We start from the raw sequence: 19192 nt of genomic DNA on the forward strand, positions 1-19192 counted from the left end.
GCACCATACTGGCATCGTCTATGTCTCAAGATTCTTCTCCTCAACCTGCTGCAAATAGAATTATAAGTGAGGCTTTAGGTAGAACCTCGCAGGGGCATTGGCTGGGTGTCTGGGGCGGGATTGCCGTGGTAGGGATGACCTGGCTGCCCCACAGCTACCTGCGCATGGTGGGGTGGCCCTGGGCCCTCGTCTGGCAGGCCGGATTTTTGGCGATCGCGGTTTGGCTAATCCGTCAACTGCGTCAGCTCGATCGACCTTTTCGTCCCCTGGGCTACGGACTGGACTGGGCGGTGGCGGCGACGGGCCTCAGCCTGATCATTTGCAGCCTGGCCAGCGACTTCAAAACCGTTGCTCTATGGAACGTCGTTTTGGCCTCATTCTACTTTTTTGCGCTCTACGGCGGCGTTAACTGGGTGAAGCAGACCCAGGTTAAAACGACCTATCTAGCTGCGGCGATCGCAGGCAGTTTTTTGGGCACAGCCGTTATCTCCCTAGCACTGTGGCGACCGGGGGCTGAGTCTGCCATCGACAACGAATTTTATCAAGCTCTGCGCAACGCCATGCCCTTTGGCCACCACAACTTTGTTGGCGGCTACTTTGCCCTGGCTTTGCCCTTTGTGCTGGGCTGCGCCATGGCGTTTAGAGGTTGGCTGCGGTGGCTGGCCGTAGCAGCTACGCTTTTAACCGGAATCGCGCTCTACGTCAGCGGATCGCGGGGTGCTCTATTGGGCATTTTGGTGTGGCTGCTAATTGCCACAGCTGCTTTTGTTGTTGGTTCAACGGCGAAAGGTAGACCTCGGCGTCTGGCACTGGGCGGGCTGGGGCTAGCTGTAATTGTGGTTGTGGCACTCAGCAACTCCCGCGTGCGCAGTTTGCTTGGCAGTTTCAATCTTGCCGACCCATCGGGCTTTGTGGTGCAGGATGGGCCATTGCTCGATCGCTACTTTTTGGCCAAAGTCGCGGCCAACATTTTGCGCGATCGCCCCCTGGTTGGCGTTGGCCCAGGGGTAATGAGCCGCGTATCCAACCTCTATCGCCCCATCGAAGCTGGCCTGGGGCTCGATCATTCTCAGCAGTTGCACAGCACGCCGTCTCAGCTCTTGGGCGAAATGGGGCTGTTGGGGCTGGGGGTCTACCTACTGTGGCTGGTGTTAATGGTCAGACTGTGGCTGCACCTGCACCGCAGGATTGAGGACGAGACCAATCGCTGGTTGCTCTATGGGGTGGGCGGCGGCTTTTTAGCCTACGGAATCTCCAGCCTGACCGACTGGCAACTCGAAAATATTGGTATTTCTATGGCGCTGGTGGCGCTGGTGGGAGTGCTGCTGCATCTTGCCAATCAAGCCGAACTGCCTCAGCCTGAGCCTTTAGGCGGGGCCACCCGTCGCTACCTAAGCCTGGGACTGTTGGCCTGGCTGGTAATGGCCGGCTACCTGTGGCTGATGGCAGACCTGGGCTTTTGGCACGGCGATCGCGCCCTGCACCAGGCCAAGCAGGGAAATGTGGCTGACTCGCTGCAGCACTTCTCATCCGCCGCTGCCCTAGTGTCTTGGGATCCAACCTACCACGCTCTACTGGGGCAGGAGATCTATGGGCTGCTGCCTCTGGTGCCCCCCGCAGAACAATCGGCGGCGCGCCAAGATACCCTGGCCAATCTCTATGCCGCCGTGGCGATCGCTCCCAACGATGCCTGGTTCAACTACAATCTAGCGGTTCTCTTGCGGCCCCAAGACCCGGCGGCAGCTCAGGTGTATAGCCAGCGGGCAGTGCAGCTGTTGCCCAGAAACACCAGCTTGAGCCGTTACTTACTGGGGCAAACATACCTGGCGCAGGGACAGACCGAGGCAGCTGTAACCGCCTTTAGCCTTGAAGGCGTGGGCAACCCAGAGTTTCTAACCCTGCCTCTGTGGCAACAGGCACCGTTGGCATCGCTTCAAGACCCCGTACTAGACCAAGCCCTCGATCAGCATCAAGCCGTGCTGGAGGCTATGCCGCCAGACACTCCTGGATATGCCACCTACTACGAGCAAACCACTCTGGTGCGATGGTGGTACCAGCGACCCCAGCTAGCGCTAGCGCCACAGATGCTGAGGCCGATCACTCAGGCCCTACTGACAACCGATCAAAATCCTGAAGCGGCTTTAGAGATTGTCAATCAGGCCCTTGACCAAGCGCCCCAGGACCAGGGCCTACTGCTGCTGCGAGCCTGGCTACAGCCTGACGAGTTTGCCCAACCCTATTTCGAACAAGCCAACCTGCCGCCAGCGGAGCAAGCCCAGTTAGCCGAGTCGCTAGCTGAGTATCGAGACCTGCGATCGTGGCTAACGGCGTTTGGCACCCCCATTCAGCGCACGGGGCGCAGTCTGCTAGGCCTCACCTACCGCAACCGCTACGCCCAAGACATCAACTTCATCGCCCCCCTCGACAGCGTGGATCGGTGGGTAATACCAGATTTACTGGGCTTGTTCTTAGACTTTCCTAGAGAATTTGTTGCCCTAGACCAAACCGTAGAAACACGGCAAGCAGAGCAGCTCAATCTACCCAGTGCAGTCAACAACGGCTTTGAAATTGTTCCTCCGCCTGTGCCAGCCGAAAAACTTTTTTGAGAGGGTGTGATCGCTGGGCGAGAGCAAGTGGGTAAGTTAGACCCAGGCGCAAATAACACCTCTACCGCCTACCCTCAAGGAGACATACACCTATGAAAACCTCTCTCAAAGCCAACCTGCTGAAGCACCTGATTGCCAAAAAAGAAGAAGGCGGCTTCACCCTGATTGAACTTCTGGTTGTTATTATCATCATCGGTATTCTGGCTGCGATCGCGCTGCCTTCTTTCCTCAACCAGGCCAACAAAGCTCGTCAGTCTGAAGCTAAAACCTACGTTGGTTCTATGAACCGTGGTCAGCAAGCCTACCGTCTAGAAAACCCCACGTTTGCTCCTGGTTTTGTAGAACTGGCTATTGGTATTCCTTCCTCAACCACCTACTACAACTACACTATTCCTTCTGGTAGTGTGGGACCCTTTGGTGCCCTGGCCTTTGCTAGCAACGTTGATACTGCTCTGAAGAGCTACGTCGGTGCTACTCAGCTAAATTCAGGTAGCGCAACTCAGGAAGCTACTACCATTGCAATCCTGTGTGAATCTACTGCTGCTAACACTCCCGCTAGCACTGGTGCTGTTGCCTCATTCAGTGCAACTACTAGCCAGAACGCTACCAGTTGCACCCCCACCACCTGGAAGAAACTCTAGGTCATTAGCTAACGCTTGACTTATATTTCTTATCAATAAACCAAGAGCAGCTACCCATTTTTGAGTAGCTGCTCTTAGTTTTTTATGTACCTCAACCTTGTCTGCATATCCTCGATTTGTAGAGGCATTACACTGTAATACCAAGTCCTGAACGAACACCTGTAATTTGTAGGGGCCTTGCACTGTATGCTGCGCCCCTACGGGTTTTTAATATAAATTGGGGTTTACCAAATCGGATTTTGTATTAGTCGCTTACTCTGCGTAAATCATTTTTCGAGTCATGCCACCATCAATGACAATGGTTTGCCCAGTAATAAAGCCTGCGGCATTAGACAGCAAAAAGTGAGTCATCTCGGCTACATCCTCGGGTTGACCAACCCGCCCAACTGGGTGTTGAGCCTGGTCTACTGGGCGAAGGTTAGCGTCTTGCGGGGGGTGCTGCCAAGCGGTCACATCAATCCAGCCGGGGCTAATGCAGTTGGCCCGCACCTCTGGGCCGAGGCTGATGGCCAGCGCATGGGTGAGCGCAACAATGCCTCCCTTAGAAGCGGCGTAGGCCTCGGAGTGGGGTTCTGACTGAAAGGCGCGGGAAGAGGCAATGTTGACGATCGCGCCCTGGGTCTGCCGCAGGTGCGCGACCGTATGTTTGGCCAGCAAAAAGCAGCCCGTCAGGTTTGTGCCGATCCACTGGTTCCAGTCGGCCAGGGCCAGGTCTTCAATCGGGCCGCTGTGAGGGTTGGCAATACCAGCGTTGTTGACTAAGCCATTGAGAGCGCCAAATTGGTCGATAACGACCTGAACAAAATACTCCACATTGCCCTCATTAGCCACATCACAGGGGACAAAGAAGAAAGAGTCTTGAAACTGGGCCAGGGCAGTCTGAGCTGCAGCTCCTGACGCTTCGTTGATGTCGGCAATGGCAACCCGCCACCCTTGCAGTAGCAGATGCTTGGTGATGCCTAAACCAATGCCTTGCGCCCCTCCAGTCACGATCGCGGCAGGTTTTTGGTTTAACGATTTCATAGCACTAGCCCCAGATCAAATCAGCAAATGCAAACAGCATCTGATCACTTTAAAGGCTCAGCCAGAGAATTGCAGCGCGGGCGTAGGCCGGGCAGCGCGGCCTGCCCCCTTGGGGCACCTCAGCGGAATCGTCGTCTAGATCTGTTACGGCTTCACAACAACCCCTAGCGCCTTTTCCACCGCCGTTAGCGCTTGATGCACCTCATCAGCACTGACGTTAAGCGGTGGCACAAAGCGCACTACCTGCGGCCCGGCGGGCACCAGCAGCAAGCCTTCATTCATAGCGGCTTTAACAATGTCTACCGACTTAATGGTGGAGTCGGCTTGCAGCACCAGGCCGTTGATCAGGCCCCAGCCGCGCACCTGTTCTAGCAGGGCCGGATACTGCTGCACCAGCCGCTGCAGGCCAAAGCGCAGCTGCTCGCCGCGCAGCTTGACATTGCCCAGCAGATTCTCAGACTCCAGCGTCTCGCATACCGTCAGGCCCACTTTGCAGGCGAAGGGGTTGCCGCCAAAGGTGCTGGCGTGATCGCCCGGCTCGAATACTGCGCAGAAAGCTTTACACAGCAGCGCCCCAATCGGAATGCCGCCACCCAACCCCTTGGCGGAGGTGAAGATGTCGGGCTCAATGCCCAGATTCTCGAACCCCCAGAGGGTGCCGGTACGCCCCATGCCCACCTGCACCTCGTCGAGAATCAGTAGAATGCCCTTTTCGTCGCAGAGCTGGCGAATGCGCTGGAAGTAGGCGGCCTCGCCGGGGCAGACGCCCCCTTCGCCCTGGAGGGCTTCGAGCATAATGGCGGCAACTTGAGGGGTTTCGGCATCCAGCTCTGCCACCAGCGACTCCAAGGCCGCCAGGTCGTTGTAGGGTACGTAGGCAAACCCCGGCATGAGCGGGTCAAAGTTTTTTTGGTATTTGGGCTGGCCCGTAGCGGTAACGGTGGCCAGGGTGCGACCGTGGAAGCTCGCCTTGGCCGTGATAATCAAGGGGTTATTGATGCCCCGCTGGGTGTGGGCGTACTTGCGGGCTAGCTTGATCGCCCCCTCGTTGGCCTCGGCTCCGGAGTTGCAGAAAAAGGCGCGATCGCAGCAGGAATGCTCAACTAGCCAGTGGGCCAGCGCCCCCTGTTCCGGGATGTAGTAAAGGTTGGAAACGTGGTGCAGAGTTTGAATCTGCTTGCTGACGGTCTCCACCATGGCCGGGTGGGCGTGGCCCAGGGTGCAGGTGGCAATCCCCGCTACAAAGTCGAGGTAGCGACGACCCTGATTGTCCCAGACAAAGCTGCCTCGTCCTTTGGTCAGCGCGATCGGGAAGCGCCCATAGGTGGTCATTACGTCAGTGTCAAACTGGGCTGGCGAAAAGGCGGCATCGCTGGCCGAGGTGCTAAACGATTTGAGGGAGTTTTTGACGAGGGTTTTGAGGATCACGGCAGAGGAGTGGGTGGGTAGGCGGGTAGGCGAGTGGGTGAGTGGGCGGGTGACTAGAAATTCTGCTGATCACCTACACACCTACTTCACCTACTCTTGCTAATGGATCGAGCATAGCGGAAACCCCAGGAAAATCAAGAATCATCTGGAGTGGATTAGCGCCGCATTAGCGGCTGACGAGAGCGGCCGCTCTGCCGAATAATCTGCAATTTTTTACCCAAGTAGTCGAGGTTTTGGGGCTCGCCGCCGTAGCGCCAGCGCACGTAGGCGTGGGTAATTTCGTTGGCGGCCTGGGCGCTCTGGGCCTTGGTCTGCTGGTAGAGGCGCTGGCCATACTCAATGGGGGTTTCGGCGGGGGTTTTGCCGAGGCCCTGGTGGGCAAACCAGGTCAGCATTTGTTGATATAGCCGCTCGGTGGGAGGAAGCTGGCGCAGTCGTCGGTAGCGCCAGCCTCGGCGCAAAGCCAAAAAGACCAGCCAGGCGACAAACCCCAGGGCAGTGGCCAGGGCGATGCCGAGCATAATGCCGATCCAGCCCAGATTTAGCAGCGCGTTGAAGCTGCGCACCAGGTAGGCGATACCATCGCTGAGCAAGGTGATCAGACCGTCAACCAGACCAACCAGGGGCGAGGGCAGCCAGCCAGCCAGCCAGTTCCAGAATTGCCGCACCAGGCTAAAGGCCTCGTACTCTTTCAGGCTGGGCGGAATCAGCTCGTGGCCGGGGATGGGGTCGAAGCCAAACCAGCCGTGCTGGGGAAAGTACACCTCGGTGATGGCGTAGGCGTCGGTGTTGCGCACCACGTAGAACCCGGTGAAGGGGTTAAAGTCGCCTTCGCCAAACCCGGCCACCAGTCGGGCCGGGATGTCGATCGATCGCAGCATGATGGTCAGCACCGTAGAGAAGTGGTCGGGGTAACCGCCTGCGGTGCTGAACAGGAAGCTTTCCACCAGGTCCTGGTCGGGGTTGAAAAAGGGCAGTTCAGGCTGAATGGTGTAGCGCTGCTTGAGGGCCTGGGTCAGGTAGAGGGTCTTTTCGTAGTTGTCGGTGAGGGGGGTGGGGGAGGTGGCCAGCAGTTCTTCGGTTTTGGCCCGCACTGGCTCCAGAATCTCCTCGGGCACCTGCAAATAGTGGGAGCGAATGCCGGGGGGATACTGGGTACCGGCGGCGCGCAGCTGGGTGCGATCGCGGTAGGGCACCCGCGACACCGCCGAGTAGGTCATGCCCTCCTGCAAGATCACGGGCGATCGGAGGCTGCCCTCGGCATCAATGGCCACCTCGCGAGTGGGAAAGTACAGCTCCTTGGCCTGGTACATGGCCGGAATCAGGTTGGGCAGCTCGCTGACCAGGGTGTAGGTCTGCACCACCTCCCGATGGCGGGCCAGGGTGGGTTCCATGGGCAAAAAGGTCTGGGCCGAGAACCGCGATCGCTGCAAGGTCTGAGTATCGTCGTTGCGGGAAATATCCCAGCCCTGGCCCGTGTAGGTATCAAAGGCCAGCACCCGCCAAAAGCCTGGAGCCTGCGACCTGACCCGCATCACCACCTGGGGCGTCATGGTGCCGCGCAGGTTTTGGTTCATGCGCTGGTTAAAGCCGTAGTAAGAAACGGTATCGACCACGCCGGGGCCAGTGGACTTGCCCTGGCCCTGAATCGTGCCTGCCCCCTCGCCAAACCCCTCGCCGTCGTCGCCCTGGTTATTGCGGTAGGCCGAGTTGAGAATATCTTCCCCGGAGAAGTCGCCCGGCGTGTCGATTACCGAACTGACCGGAAAGTTCTGAATCTGGTACCCCGGCAGCCGGGGCAAAAACAGGAAAATGAGCAGCCCCAGGCCCACCACCAGCGCCAAGATCGCCGCCAGTCGCCCCAGGGTAGGCCGCAGCTTGCCCCCGGCCCAGGTTGTAGACCCCAGCCCCAGCCGCGACTGATAGTCAAGCCCCAGCACCGGAATCGCCACCGCCAAAAACAGCAGCAGCAGCGGCGCAAAGGCCAGGGTTTGGCTGATGGTGGCGGCCACCCCAAGCAAAATTAGGCCAATCATCATTGAGTAGCCCAGGTCTTTGCGGCGGGGCAGGTCAAAGCTGTGCAGCACCTGCAGCTGCACCAACAGCTCCGCCAGCACAATGCGGGTATCGCCTGGCTCTTCGACCAGGCGGGCAAAGAAGGCGGCCAGGGCCATCAGCATGCCGATGGCGATGAAAAACTTGATTGCAATGTTGCGATCGCGCCGCCGCTGCCAGCTAAAGGCGGCCCCCACCGCACTGAGGGGAATAGCCAGCAGGTTCCACCACGAGGCCGCCGTTACTCCCGCCGCCGCTACCACCACCGAGCAAATGCCCAGGGTCACCAGCGTCTGCACCAGTACCCGCAGCAGCCGCGAGTCTTCAATTTCGTCCGGGGGAATAGGCCTGGCTAAAGGAGAAGAGGCCAGCCAGCGCGAAGCGACCATAGACATAACCGGGGTAGGGCCGACTCCATGCTAACCGCTGGGCCAGCCCCTGCCCAGAGCCCCTTAGCTAGTCGGCAATCATTACCTGGAAGCTCAGGGGCAACCCCTGGGACTGAGCCAAACTGACGTCGAGCCGATGCAGGGCACCGGGGTGAGTCACTAACCGCAGCACCAGTTCGCCAGGGGTAGAGCGCTCAGATCCAGCGGTTTCATCCAGGCTCGTCAAGACCAGGCTGCCGCCCGCTGGCAGCACCGCTCTAACCTCCAGCTGAGAGTTGCTGTAGGTGGCCTGTACGCTCAAGAGGCCAGCGGCGGTCAACCAGGTTTGCTCCTGAGTGGAGTCGACCTCAGATACCGTCAGCGATAGGGCCTCAAAGATGCTTTGAGCGGCCAGCATGGCCAGCGCCACCTGCTGCTGGGTCGAGGCGCTAGCGTAGTCGACCTGAGCCAGGGTCTCGGTTTGAGCCGATCGATAGGCCGGCCGCGCCACCAGCCCCGCAATGTACTCCAGGGTTTGAGGCTGATTAGGAAACAGTGACTCTACGGCAGCCACCAGCCGACGGCCGGTCTGGTGCAGGTCGTCAGTAACCTGCTGGCACTGGTTGAGCAGGTTGGCCAGTACGTCTTCTGGCACACCACCGGGAACCGAAAGGTTTTTGAGGTGGTCTAACCAAATAGAGGCGGCACCAGACTGCAGGGTGTCGGGGTAGTCCTGTAGCCCCTTCTCCCAGGGAAATAGGGGCGGACGGTGGGTAATTTCTTGCCGCAGGCGGCGCTTCAAAAGGGCTTCAAAATGGGGTTGCACAGTGGATAGGTCTCCAGAGTCAAAGACAGGGTTATACGTGGCGTTGCTCGCATTATCAGTTGAAGCCGCTGGGGTAGATTCGTAACCAGGGTAGAGCGGGGGAGCAGGTAAGCTCTCGGGCTCAACCGACTCAGCGTTAGCGGCTGAGGAAAAGCGAGTTCCTGATGGTGAGTCGTCCGCCGCAAGTGGCTCCAGCAAAAGCTTTAGCAAGAGGTCTTCGGGGATATCTGAATCTCTATTCATGGCCTGCTGTCGTCTGTCCGGATGGATGTTTGGGAGGTGACTAAACGTTACGAATCTCCCAGGCGTGCTCTAGCAGCTTAGTCCACTGCTTTTGGAACTGGGTGGTGGTCATGCCCAAAATTTTAGCCGCTTCGCCGTCGGCTATGCCCTGCTGTTTGAGGTTCAACAGCTTGTTCTGCTTGGCGCTCAGGCTGTTCTGCAGCTGCTGCCACTGCTGAGCGGTGAGCCCCAGGTTGGTCTCCAGGCCAGCCTCGAGCCACTCGTGCACCAGTTCCCAGTGGTGGGAGAGGGCAAAGCGCAGCAGGTGGTACTTAAACCGCTGCTGCAGGTAGTCGCGCTGGCGCGGCGTGAGGTTGAGCAGCGACTCAATCTCCTGGGTGGGCAGGTCGAGCAGCCGCAGGGTAAAGTAGTCGGCGCACTCATCCTGGTTGCGCTCTTTGAGGTAGGCCAGCAGCTCTTCGACCACCCGCCCCCGCAGCGAATTTTCGGGCAGCTCGTCGGCCTGGGCGATCATTTCTTCGCGCACCCGCTGGTGGGAGGCCGCCGGGCGCACATCGTCGCCCTCGCCGCCGTAGTCGGTGGCCTGCTCGATATCGATCGCTACTTCGGGGGGCTGCTGCTTGGAGAAGGTCTGAGCCCGCAGAATAATCAGCTGCTGGCTGCGCCGACCGGGCAGCGGTATGCGCCGCTTGCCGTAGCGTTCTGAGAAGGCCATGAACTCGGCTAGCTCTAGCAGCGTGCGAGGCTGGTAGCGATCGCCCAGCTGGTTTTCGCGCCGAAAGGCATTCAGCGCCTCGACGTAAAAGCCCTGCAGAAAGTCTTCAATCAGCGCTAGCCGAGCCTGGTAGCTGGTCTGCACCTGGGGTGGCGTGATGTAGCGGTAGACAATGGCGCTGAGGGTGCTGTGCAGCTCCACTCTGCCCTGCCGCGACCCCAGCGCGTAGTATTTAATACACTGGTCGAGCCGATGCTTGCCCAGCGATCGGGCCCAGGCTTCGACATCGCCTGATGCCTGAATGCGATCGCTCTCATTGCAAATGCGCTGCACCTCCTCGGCCAGACGCTCAGCCATAGCCCGGCACGCGGTTTCTGAAGCACCAGTCCCCGTCTTTAACTCTTGGCAGAAAAGCTGACTAAGCGAATCCACACTCAATGCACAGATACCCTGACTCAATCTGGCTATCCTCAAAAAGCTACACAAACCCGTGAAGCGATATTCAGGTATTTACTGACATGGTGGATGCGCCCGCTGCAACCCTGGAATGGGCGATCGCCTTTAGCTAGCCCAAATATATAGACTTAACTATGCCCAAAAAGTTCGGACTGGGTAGATTAATGGCCTAGGGTTACAAGCTACTCAGCAGTCTAGCATCTGTCCGTAATTTTATGGATGCAGGGCCACACACCCCCCTGCGCTAAAGTGATGCTAGATCGGGCGTAACGACAGGCTATTGTCCCCAGCTTCGCCGGTTCAGCCCCAGGGTTTAGCTCAAGGCTAGCCCACAAAAATTACTCGGTACCCCCTATGGATCTTGACGCCCAAATTGCCTCTCTCCAGCAAAGCGCCCCTAACGATGGGGTCACGGCCAACGCTATTACCACCATTGCGCCGACCTTGAAGGCGATCGCAGGCCAACTCAAACACGAGCAATACTACGTGCTGCAAACCCTAGAGCAGGGCTGGATGATGACCACCCTCAGCAACCGCAACCAGCCCAACACCCAAAAAAATATTGTTTACGCCTACCCCACCCTGCAAGATGCCGCCACCGGTCAGGCCACCATTAAAGACCCCCAGGTGATGGCCCTGCCGGTACCCGTGGTGCACATTCTGTTTCAGCTCCTGGCCATGCAGCCCATCGACAGCCTGATCTTTTTTGAAACCCCTGGTCAAATTGGCCAGGGCATAGAAATTCGCCGCCAGGATGTGCAGGCCCTGATTCAGGCTCAGCTTCAGCAGGCCCAGCAGAGTAGTGCCGTTCCCCCAGATATGGCCTAGCCAGAGAATTTTCGCAGCAGTGGTTCAGGCGATATGCTATCTTATAAAGCCCAAGGGCGATTAGCACAGTGGTAGCGCGCTTCCTTCACACGGAAGAGGTCACTGGTTCGAAACCAGTATCGCCCATACAACCTAAAACCTCTGAGCCCCTTGATTTAGAAGCCCTGAAGGCCTATAAATCAAGGGGTTTTCAGTTGCAGGACATTCTTGCTGAGAGATCTGGCCTCGTAATATTTGGTCATTTTCGGGTGCATTTAGCTGCGGTTTGACTATCATTTGACTATCAGGGTGAGTACATTAGTTCGCTTCCATGTACCCCTTTCGAGCATTGCAACCTGTACAGCAAAAATTCAGGTAGAGCGCCTAAGGGATCCGTTGGCATTGAATCCTTTCGAGGCCGACTTCGGATACAACTGCCCCGGCATCTTTATGATGGCAAGCAAAAGTATCTCTCCACCGATCTAGCAGACACGGATATCAACCGGAGAGTAGTTGATGCCAAAGCCAAGCTCATCGAGTCAGATATCGTCCTAGAGCGCTTTGATTACACCTTGTCAAAGTACGGCAAGCCCAAGCCGCCCCAGCTAACCGTGCTAGAGCCGCTCAAACCTCAGAGCATGACGGTAATGGAGATTTAGAATATGCCGCTCACAAGCTGCCCGGTCCAAAAGCCAAAACCCAGGAAAAATATGACAACCTCACCCGGCTGTATCGGAAGCTGGGCGATTTGACTATCGATGAGCCGCTGATAGTCAAACAAAAGCTGGAGCAGGTCACCACCATCTACCGTACTAAAGACGGGCTGATGTACTTAGCAGCAGCCTGCCGCTGGGGCAAAAAGCACAAGCTGGTTGCTGCCAACCCCTTTGAGGGAATGGCCCAGGAGCTGTCCCAGTATCGCTACCAGGTGGATCCTAAGCCAATGCTTTTACAGAAGAGGAACGAGACCAGGTGATCGCTGCGTTTCAGAACGACAATCGCAAAGGCATGAACTACCGTCTCTACTAGCTTTGAGGGGTCGTTGGTACAGGTCAGTAATCGGCGGGTTCGCAGCAAAGGAAGTAAGAATAATAGTAATTAGTCACAGTGATAAGAGAGGCTTAATGAGAAAGCCTCCAGAGATCCAGGATTATGCCGGTAAAAGAGCAGGGGGCGAGCACCCCGATGAGGCGATGAGCTCAAAGAGGTGGTCTACGGCGTTTTTACCCTGACGACGCATGGATTCGAGAAAGCTGAACATCATCGCGACTAACTGAGCCCCCCAATCACTGCGGGCACCACCCGTAACTTTGCGATGAATCACCACTGGCCGTAAGCCTCGCTCGGCGTCATTGTTGTCAGGCTTGACCTCAGGACTGGTGAGAAACGTAAACCAGTCTGACCAATGCCTGCGAAACCGGTTGCTCAACGCTTGGGAATCAGCAGCCCAACGTCCCTTGCGGGGATGCTCTAGCACGTCGGCTAACTCCGCTTCAAGGATGGGCCTGAGGGCTTGGAGTTCAGCCAAACTGAGTTGCCCCTGATGATAGTCCCGGTAGACTTGGCGAGCGGTATGGATGATGGGGAAGATCCGGTGGGCGAACTCCCGATTTTCCGGGAACCGAGAGGTAGTCAACGCTTTTAATTCCCGTTCCAGGTGCGCCCAGCACTTCTGTTTTGCCCCGGCCGATTGCGGTCCATAGGCCGACCAGCAGTCGCTGCTGAGAACCCCTGAGACGTCTTCGCCCAAGAGCGTTTTGACCTCGGCTGAACTGCGGGTGGGGGCAAAGAACAGAACGCAGCATTCCGGTGCCGTGGCCATCCAAATCCAATGATTCACCCCGTTGACGCGATAACTGGTCTCATCGACACAGCGCACTCCCGGTTGTTGAATCCAGCCCCACCATTGCGCGTAAGCGGGTTGTAGGGCGGCACAAAACCACTGATGCACCTTGGCTAAACTGCCTTGAGACATCGGCACACCGAAGATGCTCTCGACTACATAGCGCTGTTTTGACCACGATAAGTTACCCCCATACCCTAGCCAGATGACGGTGTCGGCGTCGGCAGAGCGCGATCGCAAACGCGGCGAAGCCGAACGCAAACAGCTAGAGCTGGCCATGCAGGTGTCTCAGGCTCGGCTCAGCCAGGTGCTCGATAGCGCCACCGCCGTGATTATCAGCTTCCGTATCTTTGCCAGTGGCGATTGGGAGTACGACTATTTTTCACCGGGCTGCCAGAGCATTTTGGGCTACTCATCCGCCGATTTTATGGCCGACAAAATGCTGTGGCGATCGCGCATGCACCCCGACGATCTCGCCACGCTGGAGAGTCTGTTTGCCACCCTGTTTGCCGAACCCAGCACCGTTTGGGAATACCGCTTTTACCACCGTGATGGGTCGCTGCGCTGGCTGTCTAGCACCTACGCTTCGCAAAAAATTGCCGAGGGCTGCTGGCAGGTGACCGTGGTGGGTCAAGATATCAGCGATCGCAAGCAGGCAGAGCTTACTCTCCAGCGCCAAATTCGGCAGGCACACTTGCTCAACGACATCACCGAGGATATTTGCCAATCGCTCGATTTAGAGGCGGTGCTGGCGCGGACGGTAGAGCGCAGCCGGGCCTTGCTGGAGTACCGACCCCACCCACCTGCACCAGGTGCTGATGAACCTCTGCGTCAACGCCCGCGACGCCATGCCCGAAGGGGGCACGCTCACCATCGCCGCCCATCCGGTGGCTTTGTGCAGGTCGAGAGTGAGGTGGGCCGGGGCACCCAGATGCAGGTCTATCTGCCCGCCCTATCTACCTCTCAGGGCAGGAGCCCCCAGACCGCCGCCCCAGAAGCCCTGGCCCTGGGTCAGGGAGAGCTGATTTTATTGGTCGATGACGACAGCTCAGTGCAGCAGGCCGTGCGATCGCTGCTGCGCACCTACAGCTACAGACCCCTGATTGCCAGCAGCGGCCCAGAAGCCCTGGATCTGTGCGCCCAGCACCAGCCGACTCTGGTAGTGCTCGACATCATGATGCCCGGTATGGATGGCCTCACCCTGATTCAGCATCTCAAGGCCCGCCAGCCCGACCTCACCCTGATTGCGACCAGTGGTCTAGAGATTTACCAGCCCGCCGCCCTCGCCGCTGGGGCCGAGGTCTTTTTGCCCGAGCCCTACGACTTTCGCGATCTGCTCAAGACCATCGCAGACCTACTGCGTTGACCCTTTACCCCACTCGGCTGTGGCCTCACAAGCAGAACGGGCCGATCTAGAGGCCTGGCTGGCGGAGAGCAACAGGCTGGTTAAGGGCAACCTGCTAGCCGAAAATCCGTTAGACGAGGCCGCTCTGAATGCGTAGGTACTAGAGGGGCGTTTGGGTAACCGATTGAAGACTGATCGCTTCAGTACAAAGAATTATGTCGGTATCAAGCATCACTCCGACCGGGCTGGGCATCTTGGGGAAGAACCCATCCAGGCCGCGCGATCGCGCCCTTAGCTGCTATGAACAACGCTTTACTCGCCTCCATTCGCGAAGCCGACGGTCGCTACCTGAGCGACCTGGAACTGCGCCCCTTCGACCACATGGTGGAAGCCTTTCAAACCCGCGTTGGCCTCTACAACCACGTTCGAGATCACGGCAAAGATCTGGTGCTCAACGCCCTGCGGCGGCTGATGCAAACTCCCCACCGACAGGTGGTGCAGGAGCACGCCCAGCAGTGCCAGCGCGACATGCTGTTTACCCTGGAGTACGTCTCTAAGGGCATTTTGCTCAACGACGAAGACGGCTTTATGGAAGAGTACCTGGTCTGGATGCAGAACATCATTCGCTCGTTTAACCGCCAGAGCGCCTGCGTCGTCGCCTACCGACTGCTCAAAGAAGAAGTGCGCTCAACCATGCCTGGCGACCAGAGCAACCTGATGGTGCTCTACCTCGACAAGCTGATCGAGGCGCTAGACACCGGCATCTAGCGATCGCGATGCATCCAAACCGAGCGATATCCGGGGCGTGATGGTGGTTAGCCCAGGGCTAACCACTTGGGTAACAATTTCTTGCTAACGCCCGCCCAGTCTCCCAGGTCTCCAGTTTGAACTTAGACTAGGGACAGACTCTATTACTGATTTCTGTCACCAGTCTCACCTATGGGAAAGTCTCGCCTTAGCCCCAGACAGCGGTCTTACGAAGCCGATCTAATCAATCGCCTCTCAGACAATCATCAGCTCAATCAGGCCCAGCAGCGCATCAGCGGGCTTACCGATCGCGATCGCAACCTGGTGTCCGAACGCCTCAGCAGCCGTACCCGAGGACGGCTGCGGCAGGGCAGCTAAACCTGCCCTCAACCCCTAGGCCAGGCGGAGCCACTGGGTCTGCCTACTGGGCCTGGGGCCGCTCTGCGACGGGCTTAGTCTTAACCAGGTTAAACACGATTTGGATGCCGCAGGCCACCGTCGCCCAGGCCACCACCCCCAGCGAGGGCAGGTTGGAGCCCACAATAGCCAGCGCGATCGCAAACAGGGCCGACCCCAGCCGGTAGGTGCTCAAGCTGCGCCGAAACCTGGGCGTACCGAGGGTGCAGGTCATCCAGTGAATGGCGGCCAAAGAGGACAAGACCAGGGCGATCGCGCCGCAAAAGAGCCACAGCTCAGCGGGTTCTGGCGGCGTGGCGGGGCCGTTGGCAATCATGTGCTCTAGCCCTACGCCCGCTACGGCCACGCCCGCCGTCAGGGGCAGGTGGCAGTAGAGCCAGGTCAGAGCGGTGCCCATTCTGCCCGCCCGCATCGATCGCAGGGGCGAGCCATCTACCGAGTCAAAGTACAGCCACCAGAGACAAAAGGCGATCGCCAGCCCCAGCACCGCCGTCATCTCTGCGGCCAGCGTCCAGTCTAGGTTGCCCAGCCCCCGCACCACCCCGACCACCGCCTCGCCCAGCACGATGATCGTAAACAGCCCCACCCGCTCCGGCACGTGGGTAAAGCTGGGCGGTGCCTGCACCACTAGCCGCCCAGCCGTCAGGGGCGTGCCCAGGTCAATCAGCAATCCGGCTATCCACAGAGCGTAGCGCCAGGGGGTAGGCATTAACAACGACACCAGCCACAGTAGAATGCTCAGGCCAAACCCTACGGAGTAGTGTCTAACCAATCCCTTGGTAATCGGATTGTAGTACCCCGCAATTTGATACTGAAGCACCAGCAGCCCGCGAAAGGCCGCATAGCAGAGGGCAAAGCCCACATCGCCGCCGCCGAGCCCGTGGTGCACAGGCACCGCCATCGCTGCCACAATCACCATTTCCACAAAGGCAAACAGGCGATCGAACACCCCGTCGGCATCAAACCGGGTGGCGTAAAAGGTCGCCCCTACCCAGCACCACCAGATCGGCACGAAGAAAAGCCCAAAGCCCAGCAGCCCCGCCCAGCTCAGGTGCTCGCTCAGGTAGTGCGAGAGCTGGCTAATGGTGGCGACAAATACCAGGTCATAGAACAGCTCTAGCCAGGTTGCCCGGCGATCGCCGTCTTCGGCGTTGTCCTGCCGCAGGGTCGGGGGTTGCCAAATTGCTGGACGCATAGCGAAAAACGCGAGAACGGTAGGCCCATTCTCGCATCAAAACCAAAGCCCCAGGTGAATCGTAGGATTCACCTGGGGCTTTGACGTTTGAACCTCAGTTCTAGCCGGACAAGCCCCTAAAGCTTGGCATGACTGCCATCGCAGAAAGGCGCGTTTTGGGTGTACTTGCAGGCGCACAGCGCCACCTGCTTTTTCTCCTCCAGGGTAAATTTCATCGGCACAAACTCAGTTCCCGCGTGGGCACCGTTGCAAAAGGGCTGGTTGGTTGACTGACCGCAGGTACACCAGAAATAGTCACCTGCTTCTAGCTCCATCACGACGGGTTTGGTATCGGCAATCACAGGTTCAGGCATCGATCGCTCCTCTCTTGGGTTATTTTGTGGCATGGACATCCCGCAGAGGCAGGGGATACCTGCCTCTACAAGCCTTAGTAGCTGCGGTTAATCAGTCAGTCGTAACCGTAGGGTGGATCCGCACAGCGATGCACCACAGCTCCGGCCTAAGCCGCCATATCGAACACCAGCACCTCAGCGGCATCGGCGGCCCCCGTCAGGTTCAGGGTGTCGAGATCGCTGACGGCGGCCCCGTCGCCGGCGGTGAGGTCGTGGCCATTCAGGTTGACGGCTCCTCGAACCACCTGCACCCAGGCCACCCGGCCCGAAGCCAGGGTATGCTCGACGCGATCGCCCTCGGCCAGAGCAGCGGCGTACAGGCTGACATCCTGGTGAATGGTGATCGAGCCGTCGCGGCCATCGCGAGACCCCACCAGGCGCAGCTGCCCCTGCTTGGCCTCCGGCGCAACGGAAATTTGCTCATAGCCGGGGTCGATGCCCTTGGTCTCAGGCAAAATCCAGATCTGCAAGAAATGCACCGGATTGGTGTCTGAGGCGTTGAACTCGCTGTGGCGAATGCCCGTGCCCGCCGACATCCGCTGCACATCTCCAGGCCGAATCACAGAACCCGTGCCGATGCTGTCTTTGTGCTCCAGTGCGCCATCCAGCACGTAGGTGACGATTTCCATATCGCGGTGGCCGTGGGTGCCAAAGCCCTGGCTGGGCAGCACCTTGTCTTCGTTGATGACCCGCAGGCTGGCAAAGCCCATGTGGCGAGGGTCGTAGTAGTTGCCGAAAGAGAAGGTGTGGCGAGAATCGAGCCAGCCGAAGTTAGCCGCACCGCGCTCGTTAGCAGGACGAACCGTAAGCATTAGTGACACCTCCTGTGTCAATGGATTGGAAACATCCGAATAAATTAACGATATACTGAATCCAAATAAACGACAATAGCCAGTTTTATGGACGCATTGTCTCCTTTAATAAGACAATTCTGCCCACTCCCTTCGACTTCACTCAGGGACCGACTTCGACTTCGCTCAGGGACCGTCACCCACCCACGCATCCACGCATCTACGCTCCCACGCTCCTACCCACCCCCCTCCCTTTCTCTCTACGGGAGACGCTAGCGCGTTGGCGAAGCCTGTCCACAGGACAAACGACTTCGCTCAGGGACCAGCACCCATCCACCTTCCTACTCCCCTGCCCCAAGATGGACAAACTCGAAAGCATGCGCGCCTTTACCCATGTCGTCGAAGCCGGTGGTTTCGCCGCCGCTGCCCGCAAGATGGATCTGTCGCGATCGCAGGTCAACAAGCTGGTCATGAACCTCGAAGAGCACTTGCAAACCCAGCTTCTGCACCGCACCACCCGCAAAGTCTCCCCCACCGATGCCGGGCGGGCCTACTACGATCGCTGCCTGGCCATTCTGGCCGACCTTGAAGAAGCTGAGCTGTCTCTGACTCGGCTACAGCAAGAGCCGCGCGGCAGCCTGCGCATCAACGCGCCCATGACCTTTGGCACCCTGAACCTGGCTCCGCTAGTAGTCGAGTTTATGGCTCAGTACCCCGAACTTCAGGTCGAACTGGTGCTCAACGATCGCCGCATCGACCCGATCGAAGAAGGCTTTGACATCACCCTTCGCATTGCCGCCCAGCCCCCCGGTGCCGGGTTAATTGCCCATACCCTGGCCCCCTGCCCGCTGGTGGTGTGCGCGGCCCCCGACTATCTCCAGCAGCGGGGCACCCCAACTCATCCCGACGATCTCAAACAGCACGACTGTCTGCACTACGGCCACCGATCGCAGGACAACAGCTGGACGCTGGTGGGTGACGAACCCCACACGGTTCCCATCGGTGGGCCGCTGTGCTGCAACAACGGTGAGGTGCTGCGGGCCGCTGCGATCGCGGGGCTGGGCATTGTCATGCTGCCCGACTTCATCGTGAAACAAGATTTGCAGCAGGGGCGACTGCACCCCATTCTGACCGACTACCCGCCGCCAACCATCAACATCTACGCGCTCTACCCGGTGAATCGTCACCTATCGGCAAAAGTGACGCGCCTGGTGGAGTTTTTAACTGCAAAAATTTAGGGTTTCCCCCTGCCCATGGCCCCCAGGCGCAGGGCAGCCTAACGAATTATTGCCGT

General features: G+C 58.4%; 17 protein-coding genes, 1 tRNA gene and 1 pseudogene. 10 read left to right on the forward strand and 9 right to left on the reverse strand.

The window, feature by feature from the left end:
• Positions 1-134 precede the first annotated feature (134 nt).
• On the forward strand, positions 135-2606 hold the full coding sequence (locus tag ACQ4N7_RS08270) for an O-antigen ligase family protein (protein ID WP_430711138.1): 2472 nt from the start codon (positions 135-137) through the stop codon (positions 2604-2606).
• Positions 2607-2698: 92 nt separating this feature from the next.
• A complete protein-coding gene (locus ACQ4N7_RS08275) occupies positions 2699-3247 on the forward strand; it encodes a type IV pilin-like G/H family protein (RefSeq protein ID WP_430711139.1) in 549 nt (182 codons plus the stop codon).
• A 252-nt stretch (positions 3248-3499) separates the two neighbouring features.
• Here ACQ4N7_RS08275 and ACQ4N7_RS08280 read toward each other — a convergent pair whose 3' ends face one another.
• The 5 genes from ACQ4N7_RS08280 to hetZ form a co-directional block, all read right to left on the reverse strand.
• The gene (locus tag ACQ4N7_RS08280) at positions 3500-4270 is read right to left on the reverse strand and encodes an SDR family oxidoreductase (protein ID WP_430711140.1); all 771 of its coding nucleotides are present in this window, start codon (positions 4268-4270) and stop codon (positions 3500-3502) included.
• Between the two features lie 144 nt (positions 4271-4414).
• Positions 4415-5602, reverse strand: coding sequence for an aspartate aminotransferase family protein (locus ACQ4N7_RS08285; protein WP_430711240.1), 1188 nt, complete (start codon positions 5600-5602; stop codon positions 4415-4417).
• Positions 5603-5853: 251 nt separating this feature from the next.
• Positions 5854-8142, reverse strand: a complete 2289-nt coding sequence (locus ACQ4N7_RS08290; RefSeq protein ID WP_430711141.1) for a transglutaminase TgpA family protein — start codon at positions 8140-8142, stop codon at positions 5854-5856.
• A gap of 67 nt (positions 8143-8209) precedes the next feature.
• Positions 8210-9190: a hypothetical protein gene (locus ACQ4N7_RS08295; RefSeq protein WP_430711142.1), complete on the reverse strand. Its 981-nt coding sequence runs from the start codon at positions 9188-9190 to the stop codon at positions 8210-8212.
• 40 nt (positions 9191-9230) lie between these two features.
• Positions 9231-10337, reverse strand: coding sequence for a heterocyst differentiation protein HetZ (gene hetZ / locus ACQ4N7_RS08300; RefSeq protein WP_430711143.1), 1107 nt, complete (start codon positions 10335-10337; stop codon positions 9231-9233).
• Between the two features lie 378 nt (positions 10338-10715).
• Here hetZ and ACQ4N7_RS08305 point away from each other — a divergent pair, with 378 nt between their 5' ends.
• The 4 genes from ACQ4N7_RS08305 (at position 10716) to ACQ4N7_RS08320 (ending at position 12144) form a co-directional block, all read left to right on the forward strand.
• Complete coding sequence (locus tag ACQ4N7_RS08305) at positions 10716-11189, forward strand: hypothetical protein (protein WP_430711144.1); 474 nt, start codon at positions 10716-10718, stop codon at positions 11187-11189.
• Between the two features lie 54 nt (positions 11190-11243).
• Positions 11244-11315 (forward strand) — tRNA-Val (locus ACQ4N7_RS08310).
• A 254-nt stretch (positions 11316-11569) separates the two neighbouring features.
• Positions 11570-11827, forward strand: coding sequence for an Arm DNA-binding domain-containing protein (locus ACQ4N7_RS08315; protein WP_430711241.1), 258 nt, complete (start codon positions 11570-11572; stop codon positions 11825-11827).
• Between the two features lie 89 nt (positions 11828-11916).
• On the forward strand, positions 11917-12144 hold the full coding sequence (locus ACQ4N7_RS08320; RefSeq protein WP_430711145.1) for a hypothetical protein: 228 nt from the start codon (positions 11917-11919) through the stop codon (positions 12142-12144).
• A gap of 174 nt (positions 12145-12318) precedes the next feature.
• On the opposite strand, the pseudogene tnpC reads toward ACQ4N7_RS08320, so the two are convergent.
• A pseudogene (gene tnpC / locus ACQ4N7_RS08325) lies at positions 12319-13215 on the reverse strand (IS66 family transposase); the annotation flags it as partial.
• Position 13216: 1 nt separating this feature from the next.
• On the opposite strand from tnpC, the gene ACQ4N7_RS08330 reads away from it, so the two are divergent.
• From ACQ4N7_RS08330 to ACQ4N7_RS08340, 3 genes are all read left to right on the forward strand, one after another.
• Positions 13217-14377, forward strand: a complete 1161-nt coding sequence (locus ACQ4N7_RS08330; protein ID WP_430711146.1) for a response regulator — start codon at positions 13217-13219, stop codon at positions 14375-14377.
• 279 nt (positions 14378-14656) lie between these two features.
• Positions 14657-15124: a hypothetical protein gene (locus ACQ4N7_RS08335; protein WP_430711147.1), complete on the forward strand. Its 468-nt coding sequence runs from the start codon at positions 14657-14659 to the stop codon at positions 15122-15124.
• A 171-nt stretch (positions 15125-15295) separates the two neighbouring features.
• The gene (locus tag ACQ4N7_RS08340; RefSeq protein WP_430711148.1) at positions 15296-15481 is read left to right on the forward strand and encodes a hypothetical protein; all 186 of its coding nucleotides are present in this window, start codon (positions 15296-15298) and stop codon (positions 15479-15481) included.
• A 43-nt stretch (positions 15482-15524) separates the two neighbouring features.
• Here the strand turns inward: ACQ4N7_RS08340 and ACQ4N7_RS08345 are convergent, their stop codons facing one another.
• The 3 genes from ACQ4N7_RS08345 to ACQ4N7_RS08355 form a co-directional block, all read right to left on the reverse strand.
• Positions 15525-16715, reverse strand: coding sequence for a low temperature requirement protein A (locus ACQ4N7_RS08345; protein WP_430711149.1), 1191 nt, complete (start codon positions 16713-16715; stop codon positions 15525-15527).
• Between the two features lie 116 nt (positions 16716-16831).
• The gene (locus ACQ4N7_RS08350) at positions 16832-17068 is read right to left on the reverse strand and encodes a CDGSH iron-sulfur domain-containing protein (RefSeq protein ID WP_430711150.1); all 237 of its coding nucleotides are present in this window, start codon (positions 17066-17068) and stop codon (positions 16832-16834) included.
• Positions 17069-17214: 146 nt separating this feature from the next.
• Entirely contained in the window at positions 17215-17919 is a 705-nt protein-coding gene (locus ACQ4N7_RS08355; RefSeq protein ID WP_430711151.1) for a pirin family protein, read from the reverse strand.
• A gap of 338 nt (positions 17920-18257) precedes the next feature.
• Here ACQ4N7_RS08355 and ACQ4N7_RS08360 point away from each other — a divergent pair, with 338 nt between their 5' ends.
• Positions 18258-19136 (forward strand): LysR family transcriptional regulator, encoded by an 879-nt coding sequence (locus ACQ4N7_RS08360; RefSeq protein WP_430711152.1) that lies wholly within the window; start codon positions 18258-18260, stop codon positions 19134-19136.
• Positions 19137-19192 lie beyond the last annotated feature (56 nt).

The sequence above is a fragment of the Nodosilinea sp. AN01ver1 genome, from assembly GCF_050565655.1.
GTDB lineage: Bacteria > Cyanobacteriota > Cyanobacteriia > Phormidesmidales > Phormidesmidaceae > Nodosilinea.

Coding starts and splice junctions, on each gene's coding strand:
- ACQ4N7_RS08270 (WP_430711138.1), top strand. CDS start 135: ATGACCTGGCTGCCCCACAGCTACCTGCGCATGGTGGGGTGGCCCTGG.
- ACQ4N7_RS08275 (WP_430711139.1), top strand. CDS start 2,699: ATGAAAACCTCTCTCAAAGCCAACCTGCTGAAGCACCTGATTGCCAAA.
- ACQ4N7_RS08280 (WP_430711140.1), bottom strand. CDS start 4,270: ATGAAATCGTTAAACCAAAAACCTGCCGCGATCGTGACTGGAGGGGCG.
- ACQ4N7_RS08285 (WP_430711240.1), bottom strand. CDS start 5,602: ATGACCACCTATGGGCGCTTCCCGATCGCGCTGACCAAAGGACGAGGC.
- ACQ4N7_RS08290 (WP_430711141.1), bottom strand. CDS start 8,142: ATGGTCGCTTCGCGCTGGCTGGCCTCTTCTCCTTTAGCCAGGCCTATT.
- ACQ4N7_RS08295 (WP_430711142.1), bottom strand. CDS start 9,190: ATGAATAGAGATTCAGATATCCCCGAAGACCTCTTGCTAAAGCTTTTG.
- ACQ4N7_RS08305 (WP_430711144.1), top strand. CDS start 10,716: ATGGATCTTGACGCCCAAATTGCCTCTCTCCAGCAAAGCGCCCCTAAC.
- ACQ4N7_RS08330 (WP_430711146.1), top strand. CDS start 13,217: ATGACGGTGTCGGCGTCGGCAGAGCGCGATCGCAAACGCGGCGAAGCC.
- ACQ4N7_RS08335 (WP_430711147.1), top strand. CDS start 14,657: ATGAACAACGCTTTACTCGCCTCCATTCGCGAAGCCGACGGTCGCTAC.
- ACQ4N7_RS08340 (WP_430711148.1), top strand. CDS start 15,296: ATGGGAAAGTCTCGCCTTAGCCCCAGACAGCGGTCTTACGAAGCCGAT.
- ACQ4N7_RS08345 (WP_430711149.1), bottom strand. CDS start 16,715: ATGCGTCCAGCAATTTGGCAACCCCCGACCCTGCGGCAGGACAACGCC.
- ACQ4N7_RS08350 (WP_430711150.1), bottom strand. CDS start 17,068: ATGCCTGAACCTGTGATTGCCGATACCAAACCCGTCGTGATGGAGCTA.
- ACQ4N7_RS08355 (WP_430711151.1), bottom strand. CDS start 17,919: ATGCTTACGGTTCGTCCTGCTAACGAGCGCGGTGCGGCTAACTTCGGC.
- ACQ4N7_RS08360 (WP_430711152.1), top strand. CDS start 18,258: ATGGACAAACTCGAAAGCATGCGCGCCTTTACCCATGTCGTCGAAGCC.